The following is a 14,685-nucleotide window of genomic DNA, read 5'->3' as shown; positions in this document are numbered from 1 at the left end:
CCTGTCCAATGGCGATCCGGGGAAAAAGTCCATGAAGCGCTCCTCCGTGTCGTTCCGACACCAGGCCGCGCCTCAGGACCTCGCGTAGTGCCCCTCTTCCCAGCAAAGGGGAAAGTACACTTGGCAACTTCTACGGACGTCCCCCGACCCCCGAGACGAACTCCTTGACCCGGCCGACCGGGCCGCCGTCGGGGGCGAGCGGCGCGGTGTCCATGCCGGCGCCGTCATGCAAGCCCTCGAACATCTCCCGCATGGTCTCCCAGGACGAGCGCCGCGGCGTCCAGCCGAGCACCTCCCTGGCCCGGTCCACCCTCATCACCGGCAGCCGCAGGGCCATGTCGAACAGGCCCGGCGCGGCGGGCAGCAGCCTCAGGTGCCATCCCGCCGCCATGGCCGCCCTGGCCAGCCCCGGCGCCACCCGGACCGTACGGGCATCGAGCAGCTTGGCCAGGTCGTGCGGGTCGAGGACGGGCTCGGCGGCGATGTTGAACGCGCCCTTCACGGGCCGGGTCACGGCCAGGCGATAAGCCTCGGCCGCGTCCTCGGCATGCACCACCTGCAGCCGCAGGCCCGGAATGTCCGGCACGAACGGGATTCGCCCCGGCTGGACCAGCCGCCGCGGCACCAGCGGCCCGCCGAACAGCCGGCGCTGCTCGGTCGCGGCCACCCGCTGGAAGATGAACGCCGGCCGCATCCGCACCACGCGGACGCTCCGGTGATCGTTCTCGAAGACGTCGAGCACGCGCTCGACATACGCCTTCTCGCGTCCGTACGCGGCGCCCGGCCAGCCGTGCGTGGGCCAGCTCTCGTCCACCGGCCGGTCCTTGGGCCCCGGCGAGTACGCCCCCACGGACGAGGCGTGGATCAGCGCGGGAACCCCCGCCTCGGCCACGGCGCGGAAGACCCGCATGCTGCCGAGCACGTTCGCCCGCCAGGTGGTCGCCGGGTCCCTCGTGGGCTGGAACAGCCACGCCAGATGCACCACGGCGTCGGCGCCGTCGAAGATCCGTGTCAGGTCCGCGGAGGCCACGTCGGCCTGCCGCCAGTCGGTGCGGTCGATCCGCCACCCGGGCAGCCGGCGCGCGACCCCCACGATCGAGCTCACGTTCTCATCCGTGGCCAGCACGCGCACCACACTGGTGCCGACGTTCCCGGTGGCCCCCACCACAACGACTCTCATGACGGCTCCGCTGCCCGCTCTCCACCCCACGAAACCCCTGTGACCTGCGCTCTATGGCTGCAGCAGAATCTTGACGGCCCCATCTGCCTTCTTCTGGAACATCTCGTACGCCCTCGGCGCCTCATCCAGCGGCATCCGGTGCGTGGTCAGGTCCATCACGCCGAGCGGGTCGGAGTCGTCGGTCACCAGCGGCATCAACTGACTGATCCACCGGCGGACGTGGGCCTGTCCCATGCGCAGCGTGATGCCCTTGTCGAACATGCGCAGCATGGGCAGCGGATCCGCCATGCCGCCGTAGACCCCGATGACGGAGATCACCCCACCCCGGCGTACGGAGTCGATGGCCTGGTTGAGCGCCCGGAGGCGGTCCACGCCCGCGGTGGACATCAGCGGGGCGGCCACCGCGTCCGGCAGCAGGCCGGTGAGCGTCTGGGCGAGCTTGGCGGCCGGTGAGCCGTGGGCCTCCATGCCGACCGCGTCGATGACCGAGTCCGTGCCGCGTCCCGTGGTGCGGTAGCGGATCTCCTCCGGCACGTTGGACACCTCGCTGGCGTCGATCACCTCGATGCCGTGGCGGCGGGCCATCTCCAAACGCGCCATGACCCCGTCCACGCCGATCACCCGATGACCGAGGTGGCGCGCGATGCGGGCGCTCATCTGGCCGATGGGCCCCAGGCCGAAGACAGTGACGCTGCCGCCGTCGGGGATGTCCGCGTACGCGACGGCCTGCCAGGCGGTCGGGAGCACGTCCGACAGGTAGACGAACCGCTCGTCCGGCGGCCCGGACGGCACCCTGATCGGCCCGAACTGGGCCTCCGGCACCCGCAGGTACTCCGCCTGCCCGCCGGGCACCCGGCCGTACAGCCTGGTGTAGCCGAACAGGGCGGCGCCGGTGCCCTGCTCGCGCACCTGGGTGGTCTCGCACTGCGCGTACAGCTCCATGCCGCACATGTGACAGTGGCCGCAGGCGATGTTGAACGGGATGACCACGCGGTCACCGGGCTTGAGATTCGTGATCGCGGAGCCGACCTCCTCGACGAGGCCTATGGGCTCGTGGCCCAGGATGTCGCCCTCGGCCATGAACGGCCCGAGCACCTCGTACAGGTGCAGGTCGGATCCGCAGATTCCGCTGCTGGTCACCTTGATGACCACGTCGTTGGGTTCTTTGACGGCCGGGTCGGGCACTTCCTCGACCCGTACGTCACGCTTGCCGTGCCAGGTGACTGCCTTCATGGTGACCGCATACCCCCACGTCAAGCATCAAACGACCATCCCCGCACCATGGCCGGCCATCTCGTGGCCGGCCCGCCCGCGCAGGTGCCGGTGTGCCGGTCGAAGGGCCGCACCGAGGGTCTTCATGGCATCCCCAGAGCTTGGGATCGCTGAGGCAAAAGCAGACGCCAGCTATAAAAGAGACTTTACACGCTCTGTATTCAGTGAGTAACTACTGGTAGTGACCGATTGACAGAAGGAGCCACGCGAATGCCGGTGAGCTTCACTCAGGACCCCCTTGGTTCACGCATTGATCAGCACTTGAGCGGTTTTCTCGAAGCCTGGCGCGCCCCCGTTCCCGATCCCGACGTCGAGGCCGCGTACCAGGTGCTGAACGACTTCGTGCTCAGCGGCGGCAAGCGCATCCGGCCGCAGCTGTGCTACTGGGGCTGGCGCGGAGCCGGCGGCGACGACTGTGAGGAGATCATCAAGGCCGCCGCCGCCCTGGAGCTGTGCCACGCCGGGCTGCTGATCCACGACGACATCATGGATGGGAGCGAGCTGCGCCGCGGGCGGCCGACCGTGCACAAGGATCTGGCGAGGCTGCACGAAGGACCGGGCGCGGAGGCGTTCGGCCAGGCGGGCGGCATCCTGCTCGGCACGCTGAGCCTCGCCTGGTCGGACGCGATGTTGTCGACGTGCGGGGTGGAGCCGCTGCGGCTGCGCGCCGCGCACCACGTCTTCGACTCCATGCGCACCGAGGTGATCAGCGGACAATACCTCGACATGCTGGCCCAGCTCCGTGCCGGCGCGAGCGTGGACGAGGCGCTGACGGTCATCCGCTACAAGACCGCCAAGTACACAGTGGAGCGGCCGCTGCAGATCGGCGGCGCGCTGGCCGGCGCACCCCCGGAGCTGCTGGATTCGTACTCGCGGTTCGGCGTGCCGCTGGGCGAGGCGTTCCAGCTGCGCGACGACGTGCTGGGCACGTTCGGCTCGTCGGCGGAGACCGGCAAGTCGGCGCTCGACGACCTGCGTGAGGGCAAGCACACCGTGCTGTTCGCGCATGCCATGCGGCACGCCTCACCGGCGCAGCGCGACCACCTCCGGCGCTGGCACGGCGACCGGGAGCTGACCGAGGAGCGCGCCGCCGAGCTGCGCCAGATCCTGCGCGACACCGGAGCGCTCGCGCAGGTCGAGGAAATGATCGAACAACGGGTGTGCGAGGCCATGACCACCCTGGCCGAGGCGCAGATCAAGCCGGAGGCCGCGAGCGCGCTGGCCGTGCTGGCCGATCGGCTCGCGCACCGCACCAGGTAAGGGGCTTCCCAGATGGCACGGGTACTTCTCGCGGCGCCGCGCGGCTACTGCGCGGGCGTCGAACGCGCGATCGTCACGGTCGAGGAGGCGCTGCGGCGCTTCGGAGCGCCGGTGTACGTACGCAAGCAGATCGTGCACAACTCGTACGTGGTCGGCGAGCTCACCAGGGAGGGCGCGGTCTTCGTCGACGAGCTCGACGAGATTCCCGACGGCGCGCTGGTGGTCTTCTCCGCCCACGGCGTGTCTCCGGCGGTCAAGGACGAGGCGGCGCGGCGCGGGCTGCGGACGATCGACGCGACCTGCCCGCTGGTCACCAAGGTCCACAAGGAGGCGGCGCGCCTGGCGGAGGCGGGTCACGAGATCGTGCTCATCGGCCACGCCGAGCACGAGGAGGTCGAGGGCACGCTCGGCGAGGCCCCGGGCCACATCCACGTCGTGGACCCGGCCCGCCCCGGCGGGGTGACGGCGAGCGGCTCCGGGCCGGTGAGCTGGCTGTCGCAGACCACGCTGGCCGTGGACGAGACCATGCGCGCCGTGGCCGAGTTGCGCGGGCGTTTCCCGCATCTGGCCGACCCGCCCAGCGACGACATCTGCTACGCCAGCCAGAACCGTCAGGAGGCGGTCACCAGGATCGCCCCGGAATGCGAGCTGGTGCTCATCGTCGGCTCGGCCAACTCCTCCAACTCGCAGCGGCTGGTGGAGGTGGCGCGGGGCGCCGGCGCGGACGCGGCGTACCTGGTCGATCGGGCCGCCGACGCCGACGAGCGGTGGCTGCGCGGTGTGGAGACCGTCGGCGTGAGCTCCGGCGCCTCCGCGCCCGAGCGGCTGGTCCAGGACTTACTCGCCTGGCTCGCCGCCCGCGGCTACGCCGACGTGGAGCAGGTGACGCTGACCCAAGAGACCTTGACGTTCTCCCTTCCTCCCGAAATCAGACCTACTCGCAACCCCGGCAAGGCCCAGCACGGAGACAGGCAGGTGCATGATGACCGAAATCACCCACTCTGAAAACGGCAACGGGCAGCTCAGCCTCAGCACCGAGGCGGCCCGGCAGCTCGCGACCACGACCAAGACTCCCCCGCAGATGCAGGAGATCACCTCTCGGTGGCTGCTGCGGCTCCTGCCGTGGGTGCAGTGCTCCGGCGGCGTGTTCAGGGTCAACCGGCGGTTGACCTACACGCTCGGGGACGGCCGCATCACGTTCAGCAACACCGGCTCGGAGGTGCGCGTCATCCCGGCCGAGCTCACCGAGTTGCCCATGCTGCGCGGCTTCGACGATATGGAGGTGCTCGAAGCGCTGGCCGATCGTTTCACGCAGAGCGAGGTCGCGGCCGATGAGGAGATCGTGGCCGAGGGCAGCCCGGGTGACCGGCTCGTCTTGATCGCCCACGGCCGCGTACGCAAGATGAGCACCGGCGCGTACGGCGACCCGCAGAGCCTCGGCACCCTGGCCGACGGCGACTACCTCGGCGAGCAGGCACTCACCGACGGCGGGCAGTTCGAGTTCAGCGCGCGGGCCAAGACGGTCACCACCGTCCTCACGCTCTCCAGGCAGGACTTCGAGCAGGTCGCCGAGCAGTCGCCGGCGTTGCGCGAGCACGTGGACAACTGGCGCTCCACCGAGAACCTCGCGCACAACGACTACGGCGAGGCCGCGATCGACATGGCGTCGGGCCACAGCGGCGAGCCCACGCTGCCCGGCACATTCGTGGACTACGAGCTGAGCCCCCGCGAGTACGAACTGAGCGTGGCGCAGACGGTCCTGCGCGTGCACAGCCGGGTCTCCGACCTGTACAACCAGCCGATGAGCCAGCTCGACCAGCAGCTCCGCCTCACGGTGGAGGCCCTGCGCGAGCGCCAGGAGCACGAGCTGATCAACAACAAGGAGTTCGGCCTGCTCTCCAACGCCGACTTCGGCCAGCGCATCAGGACCCGCTCCGGCCCGCCCACCCCCGACGACCTCGACGACCTGTTGGCCACCGTGTGGAAGGATCCGGCCTTCTTCCTCGCCCACCCCCAGGCCATCGCTGCCTTCGGCAGGGAATGCAGCAAGCGCGGGGTCTACCCGCAGGCGAGCGAGGTCAACGGACATCGGGTGCCGGCCTGGCGGGGTGTCCCGATCTTTCCGTGCAACAAGATCCCGATCTCCGGCACGCGTACGACGTCGTTCCTGCTCATGCGGACCGGGCAGGAGAACCAAGGCGTCGTCGGCCTGCACCAGACCGGCATCCCTGACGAGTATCAGCCGAGCCTGTCGGTGCGCTTCATGAACATCAACGAGAAGGCCGTCGTCTCCTACCTGGTCACCGCCTACTACTCGTGCGCCGTCCTGGTGCCGGACGCGCTCGGCGTGCTGGAGGACGTGGAGATCGGCAGGAACGGCTGAGTCAGAGATTGCCTCTCGTCCGTCCTGTCCAAGGATTGGTGGTGTTCGCGATGGCGGGGAGCGAGCGGTCATGAGCCAGCCGTTCGAGCTGCCGGACTTCTACATGCCGTACCCGGCGCGGCTCAACCCGCACCTCGAGCAGGCGCGTACGCACTCCAAGCGATGGGCGCGCGACATGGGCATGCTGGAGGGCTCGGGCGTCTGGGAGGAGGCCGATCTGGACGCCCACGACTATCCGCTGATGTGCGCCTACACCCATCCGGACTGCGACGCCGCGGAGCTGTGCCTGATAACCGACTGGTACGTGTGGGTCTTCTTCTTCGACGACCATTTCCTGGAGGTCTTCAAGCGTACGGGTGACCTGAAGGGCGGCAAGGCGTACCTCGCAAGGGTGGCCCGTTTCATGCCGATGGGCGCGGATCTGACCATGCCGGAGCCGGCCAACCCGGTCGAGGCGGGACTGGCCGACCTGTGGGTCCGCACCGTGCCGGGCCGGTCCGGGGGCTGGCGCGAGCGGTTCGCCGAGAGCACACGGAACCTGCTCAACGAGTCGCTCTGGGAGCTGGCCAACATCAACAAGGGGCGGATCGCCAACCCCGTCGAGTACATCGAGATGCGGCGCAAGGTGGGCGGGGCGCCGTGGTCGGCGGGGCTCGTCGAGCACGCCGTGGGGGCCGAGGTGCCGGCGCGGATCGCGGCGACCCGGCCGATGCGGGTGCTGAGAGACGCCTTCTCCGACGCCGTCCACCTGCGCAACGACCTGTTCTCGTACCAGCGGGAGGTCGGGGAGGAGGGCGAGCTCAGCAACGGGGTGCTGGTGCTGGAGACGTTCCTCGGCTGCGGCACGCAGGAGGCGGCCGACGCCGTCAACGATCTGCTGACCTCGCGGTTGCAGCAGTTCGAGCACACCGCGGTGGCCGAGCTGGGGCCGCTGTTCGCCGAGCACGGGATCGACCCGGTCTCGGCGGCCGGCGTGCTGGCGTACGTCAAAGGTCTGCAGGACTGGCAGTCGGGCGGGCACGAGTGGCACATGCGCTCCAGCCGGTACATGAACGAGCGGGCGAAGCCGGGCAGGCCGCTGGGCATGTCGTCGGTGGCGGACCTGCTGGGGGCCGAGCGGCTGCGGAACTTCACGCATGTCCCGTACCAGCGGGTGGGGCCGTCCCAGATCCCCGATCTCCACGTGCCCTTCCAGCTCCGGCTGTCGCCGCATCTCGACGCCGCCCGCCGCCACACCGTGGCCTGGTGCCGGGCGATGGGCATGCTGGAGGCCCAGCCAGGGGTGGCGGGGTCGGCGGTGTGGGACGCGGAGAAGCTGGTCGACATCGACCTGCCGCTGTGCGCGGCGGGACTGCACCCCGACGCCTCTCCCGAGGAGCTGGACCTGGCGTCGTTCTGGCTGGCCTGGGGCACCTACGGCGACGACTACTTCCCGGTCGTCTTCGGCAGGTCGCGCAACCTCGTGGCGGCCAGGATCACGGTGGCCAAGTTCTCGGCGTTCATGCCTGTGGACGGCACGCCCCCGCCGCCGCCCGCCGGCGCGCTGGAACGCGGGCTCGCCGACGTCTGGGCCCGTACGGTCGCGCCGATGCCGCCCGCGGACCGCCGCAAGCTCCGCGGAGCGGTCGAGCGGATGTGCGAGGGGTGGCTGTGGGAGCTGGCCAACGAGGCGGCGCACCACATCCCGGACCCGGTGGACTACATCGAGATGCGCCGGTTGACCTTCGGCTCGGAAATGACCATGAGCCTGAGCCGGCTGCGGCACGGGAAGGCCATCCCCGAGGAGGTGTACGAGAGCGGCCCCATGCGGGCGCTGGAGAACGCCATGATGGACGCCGGCCTGCTCGTCAACGACATCTTCTCCTACCAGAAGGAGATCGAGTTCGAGGGCGAGCTGCACAACTCGCTCCTGGTGGTGCGAAACTTCTTCGACTGCGACTACCCGGCGGCGCTGACGATCGTCAACGACCTGCTGACCTCGCGGGTGAAGGAGTTCCAGCACCTCGCCGAGAACGAGTTGCCGGTCGTCTGCGACGACTTCGGGCTGGACGCGGAGGCCCGGCGGGACCTCGACGGGTTCGTGGCCGAGCTGCGGAACTGGCTGGCCGGCATCCAGAACTGGCACCGCTTCTGCCGCCGCTACGACGAGGAGTCGCTGCGCCGCCATCACCGGCCTCCGCGTTTCCTGCTCGGCGGCCCGAAAGGGCTGGGCACCTCGGCCGCGGCCGCCTTCCCCGCAGGTGATCAGCCGGGCTAGATGGGCAGATGGTGGGGGCGATGTTCGTAGTACCAGCCCATCATGCGCAGCAGCCGCCGCTGGTACGGCGTGACGTTGTGCAGCCGGATCCAGCGCTGTGACGGGGGCAGGGTGGGCATGACGAGCACGCGCAGCCCCGAGACGTCGATGAAGGTCAGCAGCCCGGTGTCGACGACGATGTATGTGCCCTGCCGGCAGCTCGCCAGGGCGCCCGCCAGCGCATGGCTGTTGGTGGCGTCGATCTCGCCGATCAGCGTGACGGCCGGTGCCTCGGATGTCGCGCGTACCGTGATCGTGAGTTGCTCGTCCTGGTAGAGCAGCCGCTCTTCTGGACCGCCCACGCTCTAGCACCCCCCAACACGCATGCTTCGGGGGTTTTGTCGTCAGCCAGAACCAAGGCTACACGAAGTATGTTTCACTATGTAATCTTCGCGAGAAAATGACCGAATTAGCGGGAAATCCTGAAGAGCCGCCGCGGCCCGCCATCCCCTGCCGCGATCTCCGGCGGAGACCGGCCCGCGCAGACCGCGATTGCCCGCGCCGGACCAGTGTTTTACGAAGGATCTACCGAGTGAGCGACCCTGCCACCGGAGAGAATCTGCCAGCGCTGCATTTCCGGATATATCCAGACAAGCCGGAATTTATCCGATGACGTTTTATCCCTATTCAGAGGGAGAAAAGTCACACAGCAGACAACGCTCACAGATCATCGATTCGGAGGGCGCTGAATATGTCATGAACGGAAGGCGAATAACGGCGATATGCGTCCTCGTGTGCGTCATGAATTCGATCCCCACACTGGCGGGCGCCGCAAGCCGCAGATCGGCGACCGGGGTTATCGCGCTGCGCGCGGCGCTGGCAATGGTCGGCGTCCCTTACTCATGGGGCGGCGGAGGCGTGCACGGGCCCGGTTACGGGATCGGGAAGGGCGCCAGAACCATGGGGTTCGACTGCTCGGGCCTCACCGAGTACGCGTACGCGCGGGCGGGGGTGCCGATCGGCACGACCACACAGGAACAGTGGCATTCCGGGATCCAGGTGGCGAGGGAAATGCTGGAACCGGGAGATTTGGTCTTCTACGACAGCTCGCCTGACCGTCCGGGGCCCGAACACGTGGCGATCGCGGTCGACCGGGAAAGGATCGTGCACGCGCCGTACACAGGGGCGTTCGTGCGGATGGATCGGCTCGACAGACCGCGGTTCATGGGGGTGATCCGGCCGGGGGCGGGCCCTGCGGACGTCGAGGTGTGACGATTGAGCCGTGCGGCCCAGGACCGGTCTGGGGCCGCACGGCGCTCGCACCTTACGGTGACCTCAAGAGCCGTCAGTGGCCTCGCGAGTACCCACGACGCACTCTGTCGGTTCACCTCGGCATCGGGAGAGCGGCTCAGGAGCCAGTGCCGCCCACCGCGGGCTGTCCGTTGTTCAGCAGGTTGACGTCGACCTCGTGGACATTCCCGAACCGGCTGAGGTCGGCCTCGATGTTCCTGAGGGACTCGCTGAGCGCTTGGTTTGCCACCTGGTTCAGCAGGTCATCGGTGACCTGGAACTGGCTCAGCACCCCCTGGCCGTTGTTGTTCGGGTTCGGCATGTCGGCGAAGGCCGAGCTGTTGGAGAAGCCGAAGGCGACCGCCGCGATCGCCGCGGCGGTCAGAATACGACTGATCATGCTTGCTTTCCTCCATGGATGGGTGCGGAATTTCGGCGCGCCACACTCGTGTCGCGCTTCGGCCGGGCGCCAGGAGGACGACTCTCTGGCCAGAGGGCCGCCACCGTGGGCGGCCGCGAATCGCCCTTCTGCGAGCCCTGCGGGGAAACGTCAGACGCCAGAGGCACCCACCCAGGCGTTGCTGTCCGGGGTGCGGACGAGGGCCTGGGGCTGGTTGTTCAGCAGGTTGACGTCGACCTCGGAGACATTTCCGAACTGGCTGGCATCGAGCGTGATGTTCCTGAGGGACTCGTTGAGCGCCTGGTTGAGCACGCCGTTCACCGCGTCGTCGGCGAGTTGGAACTGGCTCAGGAAGGCCTGTCCCCCGTTGTGGGGGTTGGGTTGATCGGCGGAGGCTCCGGTGGCGGAGAAGCCAAGAGCGACGGCCGCGATCGCTGCGCCGGCCAGAATACGACGGATCATGTTTGTTTTCCTCCATGGACGGCGCGGAATTCCAGCGCCGTAGTCGTTTGTGCAGGGCTGCGAGGTGCCGCAGATAACAATCGCGGCAGGCAGCACGACTCGCAACCCAGAACGCCCTCACCGAGGTCAAGGAGGCGCCTCGATTTCTTGGCACTTGGTTTTCACGCCGGTCGCCGAGAAGCGGCATTCACACTGCCTGGACCATCCGGCAAACGACGTTGATTTGGTCGCCGAAGAGATTGACCAGGCGATATTTCACCGCCGCATAAACAATGATCGCCTGAAACTTTGATACTCCCCGTACACCGATCGGCGTACCTGGAGCGCCATCCGTGGGTGGACGCCGAACGCGAACAAAGCCGCGACGATGGCAGAAAGTTCGCAATCCAGAGGTGAGGTGAGAGCGATGCGGCCACGTATCCGCAAGAGCGTCATGGTTATCCACATCGTGGTCTCCGTCGCACTGATCGGCGAAGTGTGGGGGTTGGTGGCGCTGAATACGGCGGCGGCGCTGACCAAGGACCTGGAGCTGGCGCACGCCGCCTATCGGCTGATGCCCACTCTGGTGTTCGCGGGCGGCATACCGCTGAGCCTCGCGGCATTGGTCACCGGCATCACGCTCGGCCTGACGAGCCATTGGGGCCTGTTCCGCTATTACTGGGTGGCGATCAAGCTGATCCTGCTGGTGGCGGTCATCTTCGTGGGCATGTTCCTGTTCGATCCCGAGGGAATGGCCGCGGCCACCGAAGGCGCCGTGCAGCCCGCCGCCACTCGCCAGTGGAGCCAGGTCGCGGCCCTGGGCACGCAGATCGTCATGCTGCTGATCGCCACCACATTGTCGGTGTTCAAACCCCGCGGGAAACTCCGGTGACCGCCGGGGCGACCGCGGGATAGAAATCGACCATGAATCATGAACTGGTGGACGCGGCCGTGGAGCGGGCTCGGGCGACCGGGTTCGCGTACTCCTGCGATCCGGCCGTCGGCGGGCTGCTCGCCGCGCTGGCCGCGGGCGTTCTCGAGCGGGGCCGCGTGCTGGAGATCGGCACCGGGGCTGGGGACGCTGCTCGGGCACGGGCGGCTGGTCGCCGTCGAGCTGGCCGGCCACGGCTCCGGGGTGATCCTGGCGACGGCCAGGTGATCACCGTGATCTGTGTGGATAAAGCGGCCGTTGTCGACCGCAGGGAAATACCGTACAGGTGACGCCTGGCGTGGCAGGATTGTCCCACGGACCGGAACTGCGGCGAAGTGCCAATTGAGGAGCATAGGTGCGGAGTGCTCATGATATGGCCGACATGACCGAAATTCCCGAAATATCGGGTAGCGATTCCCTGCACTCCGGGCCGACCGCGCTCAAGCTCCTGGTCGGCGCGCACCTGCGCCGGCTCCGCGAGGCCCGCGGCCTGACCCGCGAGGACGCCGGATACGCCATCCGCAGCTCGCATTCCAAGATCAGCCGTATGGAGTGCGGCCGCACCAGCTTCAAGACGCGTGACGTGGCCGACCTGCTCACCCTCTACGGCGTGACCGACGACGCCGAGCGCGCGAGCCTGTTCGCCCTGGTCGAGCAGGCCAACGCGCCCGGCTGGTGGCACGACTACCGTGACGTGATCCCCGACTGGTTCGATCCGTACCTCGGACTGGAGCAGGACGCCGCGCTGATCCGTACGCACGAGGTGCAGTTCGTCCCCGGCCTCCTGCAGATCGAGGACTACGCCCGCGCGGTGATCGCGCACGGCCACAGGGACGAGTCCGCCGAGCGGATCGAGCACCGGATCCAGGTGCGCATGCGCCGCCAGAAGATCCTGACCCCGCCCACGCGGCACAAGCTCTGGGTGGTGATGGACGAAGGGGCGCTGCGCCGCCGGGTCGGCAGCGAGGCGATCATGCGCGAGCAGCTCGAGCACCTCGTCGGCCTGGCCGGGCAGCCGCACATCACCCTGCAGGTGTTCCCGTTCGCCTCCGGCACCGCCATCGGCGGCATCGGCCCCGTCACCCTCCTGCGCTTCGCACAGGAGGAGCTGCACGACGTCGTCTACCTCGAGCACCTCACCGGCGCCCAATACCTCACCAAGGAGACGGACGTGCGCCAGTACCAGCATCTGCTGAACGAGCTCGGCGTGCACGCCCCGCCCCCGGCCGAGACCCCGGCGTTCCTGCGCGGGCTCATCGACGCCCTGTAGGCCCGCTCCCCGCACGCGGCCTCAGGGCTTGCGGGCGACCCCCACCAGGGCGTCCACCTCGGCGAGGTCGGCGAGGGGATCGGGGTCGGGCCGCCACAGCGGGAGCGACACGATGCCCGGCTCGACGAGCTCCAGACCGTCGAAGAACGCGGTGAACTCCTCCCGCGTCCGCAGGTTGTAGGGCACTCCCGGACCCTGGTTGTGCTCCTCCTGGGCCTTCTCCAGCGCCTCGCCGGTCACCACGTTGACGCCGTCCCACATGGCCAGGTAGCTGCCGGACGGCAGACCGTCCATGAGCCGCGCGACGATCGTGGGTGCACCCTCCTCGTCGGTCACGTATCCCACGATGCCCATCAGCATGAGCGTCACGGGCCGGCTGAGGTCCAGCGTCTTCGCCGCCGCGGCGATGATCTTGTCGGGGTCGCGCAGGTCGGCGTCGACGTAGTCCGTCGCGCCCTCCGGGGTGCCGACCAGCAGGGCGCGGGCGTGGGAGAGAACCAAGGGGTCGTTGTCCACGTACACCACCCGGCAGGCCGGATCGGCCCGCTGGGCGACCTCGTGCGTATTGTCCACAGTCGGCAGGCCGGTGCCGATGTCAAGGAACTGGCGCACGCCGGCCTCGTCGACCATATGGCGGACGATGCGGGCGATCAGGTGCCGCGACAGCCGGGCGATGTGCACGATGTCCGGGAACAGCAGGCTGAATTGGTCACCGGCCTCCCGGTCGACGGCGTAGTAGTCCTTGCCGCCGAGCCAGTAGTTCCACATCCGTGCCGCGTGCGGGACGCCGGTGTCGATCCGGGGCGGGAGCGCTTGACCGGCCGGAGGGGTGTCACCCGTCATGATGCTTCTCCTGATGTGTCGGATCCGCAGGCTCTTCAACCTAGCGTGTCCCGATTTTTCCGGTTCCAGGGCGTTTCCGATCTCCTTACTCGTTGAGCCGGTCCAGGGCGGCCGACAGGCGTCGCAGGCTCTCCAGGCATCGCTTCGCCTCCTCCAGGCCCAGCTCGCCCACCAGCCGGTCGGCGAGCTCCTGATGGCCGGGGACGATCTTGGCTACCGCCTCGCGGCCGGCCGCCGTCGGCTGGAGCAGCTTGGCCCGCCGGTGCGCCGGGTTGGGCCGGTATTCGGCCAGCCCCCGCTCCACCAGCAGGTCGGCGATCCGCTGCACACCCTGCCTGGTCATCCCCATGTCCCTGGCGATCCCGGCCACCGGCAGGGACTCGCGCAGCACGGCGCCGAGCACCTGCCACCACGCCGCGGTCATACCGGCCGGCCGGGCCAGTCCCTCCGCCACGTGGAGGAACTGGCCGTTCAGCCGGAACGCCACGAGCGCCAGGCCGGAGAGCAGGTCGGCCGTCTCGCTCATGCCGTCATCAGCACCTCGAACGCCGAGGCGTCGCTCCGCCCGAAGAGCCGGAACCAGGCGTCCAGCACCTCGGGCCGGTAGACGTCGAGCCGGCGGAAGATCTCCCTGGCGAACGCCACCGGCTCGGTGGGCCCGGCCGTGATGAGGTCGCCGTCGAGCACCGCGTCCTGGTCGAGATAGCGCTTGGCGCCCGCATAGCCCTCCTGGGCCTCCAGGTATTGCACGGCCCCGCTCGTGTGGTCCCGGTCGTCCAGCAGCCCTTCCTTGGCCAGCCCGGCCGTGGCGCCGCAGATGGCCGCTACCGGCACGCCGGCCGCCAGGAACTCGCGGGCCTTGCGCGCGAACGGCGCCAGCTCGTGGCCGCCGTCCCACAGCTCCGCCCCCGGCAGGATCAACAGCGCGCTGTCGTCCGGGGAGAGCTGGTCGAGCGCGAGGTCGGGGGTGATGCGCAGGCCGCCCATGCTGACGACGGGGTCGGTGGTCAGGCCCACGGTGACGATCTCGTATGCGCCGGGCTCGCGATGCCAGCTCCCGTTGCGCAGGTGCGCGGTCGCGTGACCGGTCTCCCAGTCGGCGAGCGTGTCGTAGACGGCCTGGTGAACGATTTTCTTCATGACAACATCTTGTCACTTCGACAGCATGCTGTCAATAGG

At 68.7% G+C, this 14,685-nt stretch carries 16 protein-coding genes; 8 read left to right on the top strand and 8 right to left on the bottom strand.

Annotation, left to right across the window (positions count from 1 at the left end):
• Positions 1-130 precede the first annotated feature (130 nt).
• On the bottom strand, positions 131-1,180 hold the full coding sequence (locus tag ACIBX3_RS28325) for an NAD-dependent epimerase/dehydratase family protein (protein WP_397122078.1): 1,050 nt from the start codon (positions 1,178-1,180) through the stop codon (positions 131-133).
• Between the two features lie 51 nt (positions 1,181-1,231).
• Positions 1,232-2,413 carry a zinc-dependent alcohol dehydrogenase gene (locus tag ACIBX3_RS28320; protein ID WP_397122076.1) on the bottom strand — a complete coding sequence of 394 codons (1,182 nt, stop codon included), beginning with the start codon at positions 2,411-2,413 and terminating at the stop codon, positions 1,232-1,234.
• Between the two features lie 300 nt (positions 2,414-2,713).
• On the opposite strand from ACIBX3_RS28320, the gene ACIBX3_RS28315 reads away from it, so the two are divergent.
• The 4 genes from ACIBX3_RS28315 to ACIBX3_RS28300 all read left to right on the top strand — a co-directional run bounded on the left by ACIBX3_RS28315 (position 2,714) and on the right by ACIBX3_RS28300 (position 8,352).
• The gene (locus tag ACIBX3_RS28315) at positions 2,714-3,712 is read left to right on the top strand and encodes a polyprenyl synthetase family protein (RefSeq protein ID WP_397122074.1); all 999 of its coding nucleotides are present in this window, start codon (positions 2,714-2,716) and stop codon (positions 3,710-3,712) included.
• Positions 3,713-3,724: 12 nt separating this feature from the next.
• The gene (locus tag ACIBX3_RS28310; protein ID WP_397122072.1) at positions 3,725-4,717 is read left to right on the top strand and encodes a 4-hydroxy-3-methylbut-2-enyl diphosphate reductase; all 993 of its coding nucleotides are present in this window, start codon (positions 3,725-3,727) and stop codon (positions 4,715-4,717) included.
• The gene (locus ACIBX3_RS28305; protein ID WP_397122553.1) at positions 4,695-6,095 is read left to right on the top strand and encodes a family 2B encapsulin nanocompartment shell protein; all 1,401 of its coding nucleotides are present in this window, start codon (positions 4,695-4,697) and stop codon (positions 6,093-6,095) included. The genes ACIBX3_RS28310 and ACIBX3_RS28305 overlap by 23 nt, the downstream gene beginning before the upstream one ends.
• Before the next feature lie 70 nt (positions 6,096-6,165).
• Positions 6,166-8,352 carry a germacradienol/geosmin synthase gene (locus ACIBX3_RS28300; protein ID WP_397122071.1) on the top strand — a complete coding sequence of 729 codons (2,187 nt, stop codon included), beginning with the start codon at positions 6,166-6,168 and terminating at the stop codon, positions 8,350-8,352.
• Here the strand turns inward: ACIBX3_RS28300 and ACIBX3_RS28295 are convergent.
• Positions 8,349-8,693, bottom strand: a complete 345-nt coding sequence (locus ACIBX3_RS28295; RefSeq protein ID WP_397122069.1) for an STAS domain-containing protein — start codon at positions 8,691-8,693, stop codon at positions 8,349-8,351. The two genes, ACIBX3_RS28300 and ACIBX3_RS28295, sit on opposite strands and share 4 nt — an antisense overlap.
• A 439-nt stretch (positions 8,694-9,132) precedes the next feature.
• Between ACIBX3_RS28295 and ACIBX3_RS28290 the strand changes: the two genes are divergently transcribed.
• Positions 9,133-9,603: a C40 family peptidase gene (locus tag ACIBX3_RS28290; RefSeq protein WP_397122067.1), complete on the top strand. Its 471-nt coding sequence runs from the start codon at positions 9,133-9,135 to the stop codon at positions 9,601-9,603.
• 136 nt (positions 9,604-9,739) lie between these two features.
• Here ACIBX3_RS28290 and ACIBX3_RS28285 read toward each other — a convergent pair whose 3' ends face one another.
• Complete coding sequence (locus tag ACIBX3_RS28285) at positions 9,740-10,021, bottom strand: hypothetical protein (RefSeq protein ID WP_397122065.1); 282 nt, start codon at positions 10,019-10,021, stop codon at positions 9,740-9,742.
• Positions 10,022-10,171: 150 nt separating this feature from the next.
• The gene (locus tag ACIBX3_RS28280) at positions 10,172-10,483 is read right to left on the bottom strand and encodes a hypothetical protein (RefSeq protein WP_397122063.1); all 312 of its coding nucleotides are present in this window, start codon (positions 10,481-10,483) and stop codon (positions 10,172-10,174) included.
• Between the two features lie 397 nt (positions 10,484-10,880).
• On the opposite strand from ACIBX3_RS28280, the gene ACIBX3_RS28275 reads away from it, so the two are divergent.
• The 3 genes from ACIBX3_RS28275 (at position 10,881) to ACIBX3_RS28265 (ending at position 12,663) form a co-directional block, all read left to right on the top strand.
• Entirely contained in the window at positions 10,881-11,354 is a 474-nt protein-coding gene (locus tag ACIBX3_RS28275) for a hypothetical protein (RefSeq protein ID WP_397122061.1), read from the top strand.
• A 39-nt stretch (positions 11,355-11,393) separates the two neighbouring features.
• The gene (locus ACIBX3_RS28270) at positions 11,394-11,621 is read left to right on the top strand and encodes a hypothetical protein (RefSeq protein ID WP_397122059.1); all 228 of its coding nucleotides are present in this window, start codon (positions 11,394-11,396) and stop codon (positions 11,619-11,621) included.
• 154 nt (positions 11,622-11,775) lie between these two features.
• Positions 11,776-12,663 (top strand): helix-turn-helix domain-containing protein, encoded by an 888-nt coding sequence (locus tag ACIBX3_RS28265; RefSeq protein WP_397122057.1) that lies wholly within the window; start codon positions 11,776-11,778, stop codon positions 12,661-12,663.
• A 21-nt stretch (positions 12,664-12,684) separates the two neighbouring features.
• Here ACIBX3_RS28265 and ACIBX3_RS28260 read toward each other — a convergent pair whose 3' ends face one another.
• The 3 genes from ACIBX3_RS28260 to ACIBX3_RS28250 form a co-directional block, all read right to left on the bottom strand.
• Entirely contained in the window at positions 12,685-13,506 is an 822-nt protein-coding gene (locus tag ACIBX3_RS28260) for an SAM-dependent methyltransferase (protein ID WP_397122055.1), read from the bottom strand.
• A gap of 85 nt (positions 13,507-13,591) precedes the next feature.
• A complete protein-coding gene (locus ACIBX3_RS28255) occupies positions 13,592-14,032 on the bottom strand; it encodes a MarR family winged helix-turn-helix transcriptional regulator (protein ID WP_397122053.1) in 441 nt (146 codons plus the stop codon).
• The gene (locus ACIBX3_RS28250) at positions 14,029-14,646 is read right to left on the bottom strand and encodes a type 1 glutamine amidotransferase family protein (RefSeq protein ID WP_397122051.1); all 618 of its coding nucleotides are present in this window, start codon (positions 14,644-14,646) and stop codon (positions 14,029-14,031) included. The genes ACIBX3_RS28255 and ACIBX3_RS28250 overlap by 4 nt, the downstream gene beginning before the upstream one ends.
• Between the last annotated feature and the right edge of the window lie 39 nt (positions 14,647-14,685).

The organism is Nonomuraea sp. NPDC049480, from assembly GCF_044465905.1.
Taxonomy (GTDB): domain Bacteria; phylum Actinomycetota; class Actinomycetes; order Streptosporangiales; family Streptosporangiaceae; genus Nonomuraea.
Note: the sequence above shows the minus strand (reverse complement) of the source record. Positions and strands in the feature narration are given on the sequence as shown.

Bases quoted from the DNA above. Each gene is read 5' to 3' on its own strand.
- ACIBX3_RS28325 (WP_397122078.1), bottom strand. From the start codon at position 1,180: ATGAGAGTCGTTGTGGTGGGGGCCACCGGGAACGTCGGCACCAGTGTG.
- ACIBX3_RS28320 (WP_397122076.1), bottom strand. From the start codon at position 2,413: ATGAAGGCAGTCACCTGGCACGGCAAGCGTGACGTACGGGTCGAGGAA.
- ACIBX3_RS28310 (WP_397122072.1), top strand. From the start codon at position 3,725: ATGGCACGGGTACTTCTCGCGGCGCCGCGCGGCTACTGCGCGGGCGTC.
- ACIBX3_RS28305 (WP_397122553.1), top strand. From the start codon at position 4,695: ATGACCGAAATCACCCACTCTGAAAACGGCAACGGGCAGCTCAGCCTC.
- ACIBX3_RS28300 (WP_397122071.1), top strand. From the start codon at position 6,166: ATGAGCCAGCCGTTCGAGCTGCCGGACTTCTACATGCCGTACCCGGCG.
- ACIBX3_RS28290 (WP_397122067.1), top strand. From the start codon at position 9,133: ATGAATTCGATCCCCACACTGGCGGGCGCCGCAAGCCGCAGATCGGCG.
- ACIBX3_RS28285 (WP_397122065.1), bottom strand. From the start codon at position 10,021: ATGATCAGTCGTATTCTGACCGCCGCGGCGATCGCGGCGGTCGCCTTC.
- ACIBX3_RS28280 (WP_397122063.1), bottom strand. From the start codon at position 10,483: ATGATCCGTCGTATTCTGGCCGGCGCAGCGATCGCGGCCGTCGCTCTT.
- ACIBX3_RS28270 (WP_397122059.1), top strand. From the start codon at position 11,394: ATGAACTGGTGGACGCGGCCGTGGAGCGGGCTCGGGCGACCGGGTTCG.
- ACIBX3_RS28265 (WP_397122057.1), top strand. From the start codon at position 11,776: ATGACCGAAATTCCCGAAATATCGGGTAGCGATTCCCTGCACTCCGGG.
- ACIBX3_RS28260 (WP_397122055.1), bottom strand. From the start codon at position 13,506: ATGACGGGTGACACCCCTCCGGCCGGTCAAGCGCTCCCGCCCCGGATC.
- ACIBX3_RS28255 (WP_397122053.1), bottom strand. From the start codon at position 14,032: ATGAGCGAGACGGCCGACCTGCTCTCCGGCCTGGCGCTCGTGGCGTTC.
- ACIBX3_RS28250 (WP_397122051.1), bottom strand. From the start codon at position 14,646: ATGAAGAAAATCGTTCACCAGGCCGTCTACGACACGCTCGCCGACTGG.